The organism is Phenylobacterium sp. (assembly GCF_031181185.1).
Classification (GTDB): domain Bacteria; phylum Pseudomonadota; class Alphaproteobacteria; order Caulobacterales; family Caulobacteraceae; genus Phenylobacterium.
The window spans coordinates 1-12,966 of sequence record NZ_JAPSKZ010000103.1 but is presented as its reverse complement, the minus strand read 5'-3'; the positions used below and the strand labels follow the sequence as shown (position 1 = coordinate 12,966).

Below are 12,966 nucleotides of genomic sequence, written 5' to 3'. Positions count from 1 at the left end.
CGGAGAAGCTCTCCCGAGGCGATGAACACCTGTCGTCCAGTGTCCTCAGCAAGACACATCGGCGGCTCTTCGTGCCGCTGCCCCCAAGGCTCTAGTGCGATCGGCGTAAGGTCCGAGAGGCGGAAGTTGCGGATGGACGCAGGGGAGGCGGCCCGATCCGAGACTCCTAATGCTTCCAGCGTAGCCGTACCTTCGGCGACGAGCTTCTGCGTTGTCAGACGTTTCGGTGAAGGGGTGAGGCCAACAAATTCACCGCGGTCGAAGACAGCCCCGCTGGCTAGCTGGCCCAACTGCTCGAAGGGCGCCCAACCGCGCAACGGCCCGCGGTTACTCTCAAAGAGACATTCGATCTCGAAGGCGTCCGAACGGATATCTGATCGCCGTAGCTCGCCCAGCTGCGACACCGTCAACCGACCCTGATCGTTCGGCAGCCACTGCCAGATCAGGCTTTCACCAAGGGTATCGGCAAGAGAGTTCGACGCGTGAATGGGACTCATGAGCCCACAAACTTCGCTGCTTCGCGTGGCTAGGCGAGCCAAAAGTGGATCGCAAACCTCCGCTAGCGGTGTAGGTCAGCACAAAATAAATGACACCCACTACCTGAGCGAACCCAAGGTCGTTGATTTGGCTATCTTATTGGTCGCTGCAGCCTGCAAATGACATCCACTTCTGTGTGGATGACATCCTCTATTGGTTTTTTACAAAGGGCCTGCGTGAGGACAAGGAGCCCCTCGAGGTTCGTCGGGAGCGGCCGGCATGACCCATCTCGAGGCCTTGCGCGCCATTCAGCTGATCGTGGCGGAAGCCATGCCGCCCGATAGCGACGCGAGCGTGAGCGATCTTCTGGGCAAGCTTTCGGAGCCGCTGGCGGCCGTTGGCCTAGATCCGATCTCGGACATTGAGGACGTCACTGACAAGCCCGCCGGCCAAGTCGTGCCCTTCCCCGGCGGCGATCGCCAAAAAGAAGACGGCCGCCCCTAGTGGGGCGGCCGAGGCTGAGCGGGGTTTGGAGACCGCTGGACTTGAGGTCTGGCGAATGACCTATCGCCGCCAGGCGAGGCCGGGAATCTCGGGCTCGCCTTCGACCAGGACGGCCGCGGCGCCGGTCGTGGCCTCGATCGCTTGCACCGTCTGGCGCAGCATGTTCTCGGTGAAGTCGCGGGGCGTGCCAACGAGACGATTGGCCAAGGCTCGGCCGAAGCGCTCCGATAGGCCGCCTCCGCTCATCGCGGTGTCGCTGGCGAACAGGTTGAGGTGATAGCCCTCGCGTTCAGCGTTCTTGTAGGGAAACAGGCAGAGCTGCACCCGCAGCTGCTGCGAGCCAGACACCGAACGATTCACGTTGGCCGTCCACACCGCGCCGTCGCAGGTGGCCACCATGTACTGCTGGGTGCTCACGCCGCCCAAGGCGGCGAGCCCGGCAAGGCGGCTTTCCGCCAGCGGATTGGTCAGCTGGAATCGGCCCGGCTGTTCGGGTGTCTGCACAGCAATGGGCCGATTGGACTGAAAATCGCTCGCGTAGCCCTCCAGGATCCGCTCGGCCGCGTCGATGACCTGTCCCTTGGGCGCTTCCGTTTGGAAGTCGATGACGGCGTAGGCCTGATAGCTGCGCTGGCGGCTCTGGGCCTCGGCCGGCGCAGCGGTGAGGGCCGCGACTGCGATGAAGGCCGCCGAGGCGGCCAGGGTGGCGATCTTACGCATGGGGGAACTCCCTCTCCCGGGTTTTGAAGGCTTGACCGTCCCATCTTCGGGGACCGGGCAACTAGGTTGACGCTGCAGGATCAGGCGTGTGTCCGCGCGCTGCGCTTGGCATTCGGCGCGAGCTGCGGTTTCATGCAGCTGTGACGACACCCTATCGCTGGAGCGAAATCTGTGGTTGATAGAGAACGCGAACATATGCGGAACACGGAGGCTCCGATGCAACAAGACGCGATTGAACAGCTCGGCCTGTCGCCGGCGGCGTCCCGCGTGCTGAAGGCCCAGCTGGAGTCGAGCCTGGCGGGGCCGGGCTTCATGGTCGGATTGGCTGTGGCCTATGGCGTGACTGCAGTCTTCTGGCTGTTCGGGCTTGGTGTGATCGCCTGGTCGATCAAGGTGGCGCTCGATGAGAGCAGCTTCATGCCCCTGACCGCTGGGCTGTTCGCCCTGCCCTTCATGTTGATCCCGCTGCTCGTTCTCATGAACTTCAGGCGCCTGGACCGCGCGCGTCGCGGCTGACGACCGTCCTGAGCAAACGGGGGGCGCCGGGAAACCGGCGCCCCCTTTTTGTTGACCCCTACTCATTTCGCCGCGCGACCCGCGCTGCGCCGGCTTGGGTCTGGGACCCCTCCCCCGCATCGGCCAGGTCTGCGGCCACGCGACCGCCGCGCCAGCCATCGACTTCGGCGTCAACGCGATCGGTCGCCGCCCGGATTTGTTCGCGCAAAGGCGAGTTGAACTGCGGCCGGACGACCGGCTCGTCGTCATTCACCGCTGGCGGCCGGCTCGCCGGCGCACCAGCCTCCTCTCCGGCTCTCGCCCGGCCGCCGGCGGCGGCATTTCCCGAGTCGTCCGCTCGATCCCGGGCCGCACCCGAGCCGTTCGGCGAACCCGCTCCACCATCGCCGGCCCGCGCAGCGGCGGCCGCGGCCGCTTCTTCGCGTTCCGCCTGCCACGCCGGCGACCCCGCCGCATGTTCGCTGATTGCCTCTCCCGGCCGACCGAGCTCCGAAAGGCCGAAGCCACCCCGCAATTCGGATCCCGAGCTAGGCACATCCAGCACCTGGACCTGGTTCGGCTGGAACTGCTGGACGTTCTGCCCAACGTCTCTGTTCTCCGTGATGAGATCCGGCACCGGAATCCGCTCGGCCTGTTGCGCCTGGAACGCGCGTCCAACCTCCTCGAGACGGCTGAGGTCCTCCGGCGTCCGGCCGGCGAGGATTTCGCGGGCGCGATCCTCGTCGATGACAACGCCATAGCTGTCGCGGGTCCCGACCAGGCGTTCCATCGCAAACGGCACGAAGACGTTGTTGAGGTTGGTGTCGAAGGTCGCGGAGTTGCTCCGGACATAGTCCGCACGCTGTTCATAGGTGCGCGCCTGGCTCTCGGCGGTTTCCGCCGCATTGAGCAGGCTCGACGTCGACGAGAAGGTGTCGGAGATCTTCTCGGCCGACATGTTCTGCGCCGTCGACGTTTGGCTGAAGGACTCGGCAGCGTATGTGGCGGCTGTCCGATCGACGCGATCGCTGAACCCTTGGGAGGAGAGCATCTGCCGCGCCGCGTTCAGGCCCTCGGTTTCGGTCGCCGTATTGGTCAACGACATCGAGGCCGCAAGGCTGCCCCGGGCCCCGACGCCCCCGCCGGTGCCCAGGAAGTCGAGACCAGCCTTGCCTTCGGCATAAGTCTCGAGCGTTGCACGCGCTGCGGTCTCAGCGGCCGTTCGGCGATCGTAGCCATGCGTCCGCTGCAACGTGTCAGCGACCTGGTCCATGGTTTGATACAGGGAGCCGTGCGTTTCCCGCTGCTCACTCCCGATCGTCCGATTGTTGACCCGGGCCTCGAGCCAGCTGTTCACCGCCTCGACCCCTTCGGCCTGGGTCCGCTGCCATCCCTCCGTGTAGGACTGGCGCAGGGCCTGGCTCTCCTCGCGGCGCCGGCCGGCCGCCTCGACGGCCGCCGCACTGACGCCTTCGGACATGCGGAGGTTCGCCGCCGTCTGCGACATCGACGACTGCAGCGTCATCGCGCCGCCAGCACCGATCTCGACCCGATTCAGGTTCTGGTCGACGAAACGGTAGTTGCCCTGGTCGACGTCGAACGACGTGTGTTGCCGGTTGCCAGCGAGGTTGTTGAAGGAGTGATTTTCGAACGCCGTGTTGCCGTACGAGAGGTTCCCCGTCGTCGACATCGACCCGGCCGCCTCAGCCCCACTCCTGAACTGCGAAAGCAGGGCTTCACCCTGACTGCCCACGGCCATGGCGCCTTTGGTGAGGAGCCCGGCCATGACCGGGATCATCATGGTCATCACGCCAGCAACCGCCGCGATGTCTGCGTTCACACTCCCGATCGCCTCCAGATTGGCGATCTTGATCCCGGCCGAGGTGTCCGGGATGTAGGCGGCCGCTGCAGTCTTGGACGCGGCGGCGCCCATCGAGATCTTGTGCACGATCACGTACATCGGACCCCAGAGCTGCAGATACAGGAAGCCCGTCAGATATCCCTGGATCATGCGCGGCCCGAGGCCAGGCAGGAGGAATGCGGGGAACAGGATCGGGAACATGCCGATGAACAGCAGATCGACAACAATCCGCAGGATGACGATCGCCTTCTCCGCGACGCCGCCCAAGAGCGCCTGCGTATTCCGGGTCTGGATCTCCGCCTGGGTTTCGGCGAGCGCTCCCATGGACTCCCCACCCGCCTCGGCCGAGAAGCCCGTCACCCCACGACGGACGGCGTTTGCCATCAGCACCTGCTGAAACGCCGAGGTCGCATCCCGCGACGCGCCGATCATGATCGGGTGGAGCGTTCCCATCTCCGACATCAATGCCGTCTGCAGCTCCGCTTCGGGCAGGTCCGGCCTCGAGCGGCGCTCGAACAGGCGCATCGACGACTGAATCGTCGCGGCCCACTCCGCGTTCATCCGGGCGGCCGCCGTGGGGCAGTTGATGATTTCCCGGACGTTCGTGGGGTTGGTGTACTCGATCGACCGACCCGGGTTCGTTCCCTTCGTGACGGTGACGTACGTCCAGAGGTCGTTCTGGCGGGCCAGCTCGCCTGCGGAATAGTGCCCGTCCAGAATGTCGTAGTAGACGCAGCCGCGGATGAAGCTTCGCAGGTTCCCGTCGAACCGGGGATCGGCGATCTGGGCGGTGCGTAGCCGTTCGAACACCTTCGCGCCGTAGATCATCCCCGTCTTGGAATAGCGGTTGTCCTGCGGGTCGCCGAAGGCGGTCTCGGTCAGCTGTATGACCCGGTGTCCGACCCTGCTGGTCAGGCTCGCCGTCATCCCCACCCCGAGCGGCACGTTTGCGACGTCGGCTCCGGTTAGGGCGGGGTCGAACACATCCGTGACGTGCACCTGCACCTTCGGCACCCACAGGATCCCGTAGGTGATGAAGGCGATCAGGAACCACTTGAGGATCTTCCCGACGTTGAAGTCAAAGACGGCTTTCAGAATGCCCATCATCAGGCCGAGGACGAGGGCCAGCCGCAGGAGCGACGAGATCCCGTCCGAGCCCGAGAGGAGCGCTACCGCCTGAAAGACGTCGCGGTAGTAGGCGCCGCCGCCGTAGGTGATGACCTCAACCGGATCCATCTCGTCGTCCTTAGTTGGGGGTCATGCTGGCGGAGAAGGCGATGGTTTCGCCGATCCTCGTGCCCATCCGGGCGGCCAGCTGCTGCTCGGCGCGCTGCGTCCGCGCGATCATGTCCTCGATCGCCGACGTCTTCGAATTCAGGACCTGCTGACGCTCATTGAGAATGGAGCGGACCTGCTCGATGCTCTCGCGCCACTCAGCGAGCTGGACCTCGTCGACGCCCACCATGTTGCGGGCGCCGTCTTCCACTTGGGAAACCGAGCGGTTGATCCAGGTGTAGACCATGTCCAGCGCGATCACGTCGGCGTACTGCGCCATCGTGCCCGCCGCCGCCGCGCCTTGCTGCGCCGAATACACGCTGGCCATCTTGTAGACCGGCAGCGAGACCATGTTCAGGAAGTCCTGCTCCGCCGGGCTGAGGGTCTGACGCGACTGGATCTTGGTGATGATGCTGCGCAGCATCGCCTCGACCCTGTTCTTCAGGGCCCGGTTGGACGCGAGCGTCTGCGTCCCGCCGAACTTCACGGGGTTGAGGCACCTGTCGGTCGTGTCGCAGCGGTGCACCCGCACCGCGCCGCCATCCAGGAGCTTGGTGATGACGCCGTCTTTGGCGCCCTCAGCCGGCAGCACGTCGATGATGCAGCCGTTGTTGTCCGGGCACTTGTAGATGATCGTCCCGGTCAGCGTCATGAACAACTCCGCCAGCTCGCGGTCGCCGGCCAGGAGCGGATGCTGACGCGTCGCTTCCCAAGCGATGTTCTTGTTGATCGGAATGACCTTCTTGTCGGCCGCAGGCAGGTTGTTGAGGTTCTGCGCCATGCGGTTAGGACAGTCGTGACGTGCCGCGATCCGGTCCGAATAGAAGCCGCGATAGGTCGACAGGTCCGTGCAGATCTGGTTCGAGGCCGTGTCGCTTCGACCCCAAAGCCCGCCCACCAGGGCCTGCGCCTGCTGGCAGCTGTTCATGTTGAACTGGTTGATGTCGCCGGCGACCTTCTGCAGGGACTCGATCTGATCGGCGACGATCGGCGACAGGCTCTTGATGGCCAGCATGAAGGCGTAGCTGATCGCATTCGAGGCGACCGCCTTCATGTGCGCGACCAGCTGGTCGCTGTTGATGAAGCTGAAGCCGCCGCTGAAGATGTCGATCCCGCCGCAACCAGCGCGAACGGCGGGCATCTGGATCGCGCCGATCTGAGTCGTTTCCTGCGGTCCGCGGAAGGCGACGTTGCCCAGCGTGTAATAGCCGGCGCTCTGGCCCTGGAAGGCGGTTGGGCCGGTCACATTCGCCGAGCCGATCGAGCTCGACCAATAGCCATCCATGCTGTCGTTGATGTCGGCCAACGGCGCCGAGGCCGAAAACAGCGTCAGGCTCGTCGTAGTCAACGCGACCAAGGCGAGACGTCGCCGGCGGCGGCCGCGGGCCGCCTTGTCGGCCGGGGTTTTCTGTTGGGCGCCCTTGCGGGCGCGGTCGTTGATCCAGCGCATGTTCTGGGCTCCTAGAAGTCAGTGCCCGGCTCTTTGGAGAGCAGGACGAAAAGGCGTTCAGCGATGTCCTCGAGCGACATGACCCCTGCCCCCGCGTAGGTGAGGCAGCCTTGGGGCTTGGTGCAGGGCAGCAGCTCGATCATCTGCCCGTTGGACCCCCGCACCCGGCGGGGTCGGATTTGGCCGGTCCGCGGATCGACGTCGGAGGCCTGGAAGAACAGCAGCGCCGGCGTCGTCTGCCGGACGCCCCACGCCGCGAGCTGGCCCTGGTCGCGCACCGCATTCGGGAAATGCGAGTTCGGTGCGCCGTCGGCCGACACGGCTCGGACTGTGACGCCGTACCGGTCCGCGAAGGCCCGCACGATCGGGCTGGCGATCGTGCAGGCGCCGCAGCTGCCCCGGTAGACGTAGAAGAGACCCACCTTGTCGGAGATCCCGCGAAGGAAGAGATCGCGGTCCGCAAGGCGATCGTCGGTCCAGCCGTGCTTCGCGACCTCCACGACAGGCCGCTGGACCGTGTAGTCCAGCTCCGGCGTCGTCCAGACCAAGCGGCGGAAGTGGTCGGCGAACAGGCCGCCTTTCTCCAAGGCGATCTGCTGCAGCCGGTAGTATTCCTCGACCGTCTCCGGCGTGGGCCGCCAAACCGCAACCTGGCGCGCCTGCTCGAGACGGCGCTGATACTCCTCCAGCTCCGCGATCTCCGGCGGCACGGCCGCAGGTGTCATCGGCGCCGCAGCAGTCGGCGCAGCTTCCTCGGCGGGCGGTTCGGGGCGCTGGCAGTAGAACCACATCCCCAGGTCCCGGCGGCAGTATTCCTCGGCCGAGGCGTTCTCCGGCCGGACTTGCTGTGCCGCGACCGGAGCGGCGGTCGCCAGCAGGACGGCGAGCGCGGACGCGCCCAGGATGGCGCGCGAAACGGCACCCTTCATGATCGGCATTCCCTTGTTGATGGTCGCGGCGGCGCGAGTCATTCCCCGCCTCCGCCTGCTTCGTTGGTTTCCCCAAACCCGGGCGAGCCCGCGCCCATGAGGCTTTCGATGCTGGTCTGGATCCGGCCCATGGTGCTGTTCGGATCCGGCGTCGTGAACCGGCTCATCATCTCGTCAGCGAAGTCCGAGAAGTCGACGTTCGTCAGGTCGAGCTGCTGGAACTCCTCGATGGTGAAGCCCGAGCAGTCGGCCTCCTTGGGCGTCCCCCACGACTTGTTCACCTGCGGGCGGCCAGCCTCCTGGACGATGCGCGCGATCGTGCCCTCGAAGGCGCAGTAGCGCATGGCCTTCTCGATGCAGACGCCGAAGAAGCTCTTCTGGGAGCAGTAGGTCCCCACATAGTGGGTCGCCTTGGCCTCCTGGCGCTGCATCAAGGTCTTCTCTTCCTCCGAACACTGCGTCAGCCCGAGCTCGACGCCCCAGCCCGAGTCCTTGCAGCAGTTCCGGAAGCCGAAGATGGCCTTGCGGCACCGCATCGGCTGACCTTTGAAGATCGTCAGGTCCTTCGAATAGTCTTCCCCCGCAAGACGGGCTGCGAGCAGCGCCGCCAAGGCGTCAGGCATCTCATCCGAACCCTCATCTTCCGTCCCGACGCACATGTCGCCGATGCAGACCCGCGTCTGACAGCTGTTCCGGGTCTCCTCCGTCACGACCTCGCGGCTGCACTGGTAGACGTTCTCCCACGCCCGGCATTGATCGGCCGGCACCTCATCAAGGCAGACCTCTTCCTTCAGCTCGCACCCCGAGGGCGGATTGCAGCTCGACTCGGTCGGGCCTAGGCCCTCGCAGGTGTAGGTGTCGGTCTGTTCCCAGCAGTCGGCGGTTGTCGGCACGCCATTGACGTTCCGCGTCCCGCCCGGCTGGGTGCACTCGCTGTTGGTGAGCCGGCAGGCCCCGTCGGTCCGCGCCTCGCAGGCCTGCGGCTCCATCTCCCCACCCACGTGGTCTGTGATCTCGCCCGTCGGGGTTCCGGCCGGGGGCGTCTCTACCTCGCAGCGGTAGACGTTATCGTACACCGAGCAGGATCCATTCGGCGCATAACCGCCGCACACCTGCCCCGTCTGCTGACACCCCGCCAGCGGGGCGCAGGTGTTCACGGCAGACGACCTGTCGCAAGTCCAGGTCTCCCGCCGCCGCCAAGGGTTCCGGGTGACCGACAGCCCGTTGATCGTGCGAGTCTGCTCGCCAATCAGGACCTCATTCGCCGTCATACGGCAGGCCGGGTCGTTTCGATTGGTTGCGCACGGGTCGGTCCAGTATTCACTGACGACCTCGCGCGGCGTCTCCAGCGGCGTGCCCCCGTTGTTGGCCGGGTTCTCGCAGCGGTAGGTCCGATGATAGGCCGTGCAGTTCCCGGCCCGGTCACGACTTGAGCACTCCTCCGCCTGCAGCGTGCAGCCTGCGAACGGCGAACAGCCGTTCACCGTCGACGACGACGAGCAGATGTAGTCCTCTCGGACTTCCCAAGGATTGCGAGTGACCGGCAGGCCATTGATGTCCCGCGTCTCATTCCCGCGGGTCACCGTTTCTCCGACCTTCGTGCAGGCGCCATTCCCGGCCAGGGCCTGGCAGTCATTCTGCCACGTGTCCGAGACGACATCGCGCGGCGTGTCCACTGGCGTCCCCGCACCCGGCACCGCGTTCTCGCACCGATAGACCCGATCCCAAGCCGTACACTGGCCGGATCGGTCCTGACTGGCGCAGACGCTCGACAGCTCCGAACAGCCCGTGAAGGGCGAGCAGCTGTTCACCGTGGATCGAGACGAACAGATGTAGTCCTCGCGCACCGTCCACGGATTACGGGTGACCGGAAGACCGTTGATGGTCCTGGTCTGCTCGCCCTCGAGGACAACTTGGCCCTGCAGGACGCAGGCGCCGTTGCCCTGAAGCGCATTGCAGCCGTTGTCCCACGTGTCCGAGACCACATCCCGCAGGATCTGGTCCGGCGTTCCGGCGCCCGGAACCTGGTCCTCGCAGCGGAAGCCCTGCTCATACCGGGCACAGCCGCCCGACGGGTCGATGTAGGTTCTCTCCGTCGCAGTGCAGCTGCCGCCTGAGCCCGTCGCGATGCACCGCTCGCCGTCGAGCACCATGCCGGTCGGCGGCGCGCATCCCGGGAAATCCGAGCGGGCGCCGCACTGGTAGGTCACCTCATAACGCCAGCACTCGCGATAAACCTGTGCGCCGTTAATCGTACGATAGCCGCCAGGTTCAACACAGACTTGCTGCTGCTGGGAGCAGCTGGCGTCCCCCGCGTACTGCCCGCAGCTGCTGACATTGCCGCCGTGCTCAGTTGCGGTTCCTCGCGGCTGCGCCGTCAGTGTGTAGTTGTAGGCATAGCCGTTCCACTTATCCCGGTACTGCTTATAACCTTCGCCAAGTTCCGGCGCGTCGACAAACTTGGACGGCAGCGGACCGCCATTTCCGCAGTCCACAACAAAGTTCGCGCCCTTCCCGAACGACGACCATTCGCTCTTGTATTCGCTGATAACGCAGCCCGGGAAGTGCATCGACCAATGGGACTGCGGCGCGGTCCCGAAGCCGTCGAGGTCCATCGCCGTGATCGCCCACTTGTGGTACCACGTGACCTGCGTGTTGTCGTAGATCGAGCACCGGTGCTCGGTGTAGCCGCCCTGATAACCCTGCTGACAGACATACGAGGACGGCAGGCCCGAAGGCGCCGTGCAGGTCCGACCGCCCGACGGCGCGCAACCCGGCTGGCCATTGGCCGTGCAGGCCGCGTTCGGCGCATGCGTCGTGCCATTCCACGTCTGCACGCAGCCGTACTGATAGTCCTCATCGACGACGACAACACGGCGGCGTTGGCAGCTCGCCGGCGAATGGGTCCACACGTCCCCCGTCCGGCAAGCGTAGGAATAGTCCTCATCGACGACGACGACCCGTCGCCGCGTGCAGCTCGCCGGGGTGTGGGTCCACACCGTCCCGGTCTCGCAGGCGTAGACATAGTCCTCGTCTACCACCACGACCCGCTCAGGCTCACAGGTGCGGCTCTCGCTTCGCCACTCGGTGCCCTGCCGGCAGGAATAGACGTAGTCCGTGTCGAAAACCGGCACGTAGATCGACCGGCACTCCTGGCTGCTCTCCGTCACCCGCGTGGCCGTTTCGCAGGTGTAGAGGCTGCGCTCTATCCGCGTTCCTTGGGTGGTCTCATTCTGACAGGAACCGCTCTCCTCGCCGACCAGATCGCCGACTTCCCCGCGCGGATCTCCAAGCAGGTCAAACGACCGCCGAAGCCAGTCATCGTTGTTGCTGACGTCGTAGCGCGCCGCGTTGGCCGCGCCGCCGCCGATGACTTGCAAATACTCGTTCCCGGGAGCGTTCGCCTCCCCTGCCGAGATCAGGCCGTTCGGGTCGTTCCCATAGCCCGTCCAGCCTGAAACATCGCCGCCTGCGCCGGGCACAACCGTTCCCGGATCTCCCAGCGGCGGAGGGGGATTGTTCCCGATGAATCCACCCGCCCCTCCGTCACCCGACGTCGTCGTCTGAGCGAGCGAAGGCGCCGCAGAAGCGGCGCCCATAAGCACGACAGCAAGGCCGAGAGCCTTAAGCCCCCGCGCGAGATCCAGTCCGGACTTTTTCACGGCCCATTACCCCTCCAGGCGCGCCAGGGCCGCTTGCGCGACGCCGGGCGCTTGATCGCCACGCTGCGCGATGATGCGAAGCGCTTCCGCGAGGGTGATATTCCCCGCGAGGCGGTCGTGAGGGGTTGCCGCGCTCGTGCAGTCGACGCCCTGGTCACACGGTAGGACCGGAGCCGTAGCTGCGATGAACGCTGGCACTCGATCTACGCCAAAGGCTCTGAATACCTGAGGTTCGATCGCGACACCGCTGACGGCATCTTCACCGAAAACTTCTTTCGCGGCAACTAACGTCTGCTCAAAGCTGCCGTTGACCAGACCGCGAATGACCACCTTCGCACCGGCCTTATGTGAGTCCAACGCCAGCTGGCGGAGCGACTCCTTGGGCATGCCCAGGGACACCGCTACGTACAGGGCGCCTTGCTCCTCGGGCACGGCCTCCGCGATCGCCGCCGCGTCGCCAAAGGTCGGGTCGTTGCGAAGCATCGTCATCCCGCGGGCCAGCGCCCGCTGATTGGCGGCCGCCAGTTCCTGCGCGTCTCGCTGATAACGCTCCGTCACGGCGCTCGTCTGCGCCGCCCACTCCTCGAGCGACTCCTGCGCAGACCGCCCACGAGCCTCGGCCTGGTCGATCAGAGCCCGCGCGGCTGCGCCAAGCGCGTCCTGCGCCATTGCCGGCGTCGAGGCCCAGAAGACCACGCCGCACATCATCAGGGCGGACGCCATCTGCATGACCAGCCACTGGTTTCGCCACGCGAAGATGAACAGGCTGAGCGCGGCGCCCAGGACGGCCACGAAGGCCACCCAGCACATCAGCGAGCCAGAGAACGCGGGGTAGTTGAGACCTTCGAACATGATCGCCCCTATGGAATGATGGTCACGCAGCAGTTGCGCTTGCGCCAGACGAGGAAGCCGTAGTCCTCGCCGCGGATCGGGATGGTCTTGCCGCCCTCGTAGGGCACCGTGGACGCGCCGATCGGCGGGCAGGTGAACGGCCCACGGACGTGACGAACCGGGTTCGTCAGCTGGAAGCGGTACTGCCGCTTGTCCATGATCGGCATCTTGTACTTGGAGCACACCGCCTGCGGACCGCTCGTTCCGTCGGCCAGCAGCTGGCGGTGCATCTTGAAGGCGAAGCGTTCGGCCGCCAGCAACGCACCCTGGATGTCCGAGTATTCGCCCGCGATGTTTCCGTTCATCGGATACATCGTCCCGTGGCAACCGGCGCACCAGAACATCTCGTTGCGCACCCGCCCGGCCGAGGTGGACGCGCAGTCCACCGAACACGCGGCAGTCGCGATCGGATTTGCGAAGATCAGCGCTTCCGGGTGGATCAGCACGGACAGGTGATCGTCCTGCCAGAGCGGATCCAGCTCGGTGATATAGGCAATGTCGAAGCTGGTCCGCTCGACGCACAGAAAGTCCGTCAGCAGCTCCAGCCAGATCATCACCGGGTAGACGTACCAGTGGACGTGGTAGGCGGACCGCTGCGCCAGCAGAATGCTATTACCGCAGGACTTGCCCGGGAAGACGAAACCCCGGTCGAGAAGAAGGCCGCCCAGAGTCACGAACAACAACGCACGCAGCCGCACCTAC

The 12,966-nt window shown here is 65.5% G+C and carries 10 protein-coding genes; 2 read left to right on the top strand and 8 right to left on the bottom strand.

The window, feature by feature from the left end; translation table 11 throughout:
• A partial coding sequence (locus RIF93_RS13245; protein ID WP_309091924.1) for a hypothetical protein occupies nucleotides 1-497 on the bottom strand: 497 nt, incomplete at its 3' end.
• A gap of 259 nt (nucleotides 498-756) precedes the next feature.
• Here RIF93_RS13245 and RIF93_RS13240 point away from each other — a divergent pair.
• Nucleotides 757-981 (top strand): hypothetical protein, encoded by a 225-nt coding sequence (locus tag RIF93_RS13240; RefSeq protein WP_309091923.1) that lies wholly within the window; start codon nucleotides 757-759, stop codon nucleotides 979-981.
• Nucleotides 982-1,041: 60 nt separating this feature from the next.
• Here the strand turns inward: RIF93_RS13240 and RIF93_RS13235 are convergent, their stop codons facing one another.
• The gene (locus RIF93_RS13235) at nucleotides 1,042-1,701 is read right to left on the bottom strand and encodes a hypothetical protein (RefSeq protein ID WP_309091922.1); all 660 of its coding nucleotides are present in this window, start codon (nucleotides 1,699-1,701) and stop codon (nucleotides 1,042-1,044) included.
• 267 nt (nucleotides 1,702-1,968) lie between these two features.
• On the opposite strand from RIF93_RS13235, the gene RIF93_RS13230 reads away from it, so the two are divergent.
• The gene (locus tag RIF93_RS13230; RefSeq protein ID WP_309091921.1) at nucleotides 1,969-2,217 is read left to right on the top strand and encodes a hypothetical protein; all 249 of its coding nucleotides are present in this window, start codon (nucleotides 1,969-1,971) and stop codon (nucleotides 2,215-2,217) included.
• 58 nt (nucleotides 2,218-2,275) lie between these two features.
• On the opposite strand, the gene RIF93_RS13225 is transcribed toward RIF93_RS13230, so the two are convergent.
• The 6 genes from RIF93_RS13225 to RIF93_RS13200 form a co-directional block, all read right to left on the bottom strand.
• Nucleotides 2,276-5,293, bottom strand: a complete 3,018-nt coding sequence (locus RIF93_RS13225) for a conjugal transfer protein TraG N-terminal domain-containing protein (protein ID WP_309091920.1) — start codon at nucleotides 5,291-5,293, stop codon at nucleotides 2,276-2,278.
• A gap of 10 nt (nucleotides 5,294-5,303) precedes the next feature.
• Complete coding sequence (locus RIF93_RS13220) at nucleotides 5,304-6,782, bottom strand: conjugal transfer protein TraH (RefSeq protein WP_309091919.1); 1,479 nt, start codon at nucleotides 6,780-6,782, stop codon at nucleotides 5,304-5,306.
• 11 nt (nucleotides 6,783-6,793) lie between these two features.
• Nucleotides 6,794-7,753, bottom strand: a complete 960-nt coding sequence (locus RIF93_RS13215) for a conjugal transfer protein TraF (RefSeq protein ID WP_309091918.1) — start codon at nucleotides 7,751-7,753, stop codon at nucleotides 6,794-6,796.
• On the bottom strand, nucleotides 7,750-11,091 hold the full coding sequence (gene traN, locus RIF93_RS13210; protein WP_309091917.1) for a conjugal transfer protein TraN: 3,342 nt from the start codon (nucleotides 11,089-11,091) through the stop codon (nucleotides 7,750-7,752). Before traN ends, RIF93_RS13215 begins: the two co-directional genes overlap by 4 nt.
• Before the next feature lie 288 nt (nucleotides 11,092-11,379).
• Complete coding sequence (gene trbC / locus RIF93_RS13205) at nucleotides 11,380-12,225, bottom strand: type-F conjugative transfer system pilin assembly protein TrbC (RefSeq protein WP_309091916.1); 846 nt, start codon at nucleotides 12,223-12,225, stop codon at nucleotides 11,380-11,382.
• An 8-nt stretch (nucleotides 12,226-12,233) separates the two neighbouring features.
• On the bottom strand, nucleotides 12,234-12,938 hold the full coding sequence (locus RIF93_RS13200) for a TraU family protein (protein WP_309091925.1): 705 nt from the start codon (nucleotides 12,936-12,938) through the stop codon (nucleotides 12,234-12,236).
• Between the last annotated feature and the right edge of the window lie 28 nt (nucleotides 12,939-12,966).

Bases quoted from the DNA above. Each gene is read 5' to 3' on its own strand.
- RIF93_RS13240 (WP_309091923.1), top strand. From the start codon at position 757: ATGACCCATCTCGAGGCCTTGCGCGCCATTCAGCTGATCGTGGCGGAA.
- RIF93_RS13235 (WP_309091922.1), bottom strand. From the start codon at position 1,701: ATGCGTAAGATCGCCACCCTGGCCGCCTCGGCGGCCTTCATCGCAGTC.
- RIF93_RS13225 (WP_309091920.1), bottom strand. From the start codon at position 5,293: ATGGATCCGGTTGAGGTCATCACCTACGGCGGCGGCGCCTACTACCGC.
- RIF93_RS13220 (WP_309091919.1), bottom strand. From the start codon at position 6,782: ATGCGCTGGATCAACGACCGCGCCCGCAAGGGCGCCCAACAGAAAACC.
- RIF93_RS13215 (WP_309091918.1), bottom strand. From the start codon at position 7,753: ATGACTCGCGCCGCCGCGACCATCAACAAGGGAATGCCGATCATGAAG.
- trbC (WP_309091916.1), bottom strand. From the start codon at position 12,225: ATGTTCGAAGGTCTCAACTACCCCGCGTTCTCTGGCTCGCTGATGTGC.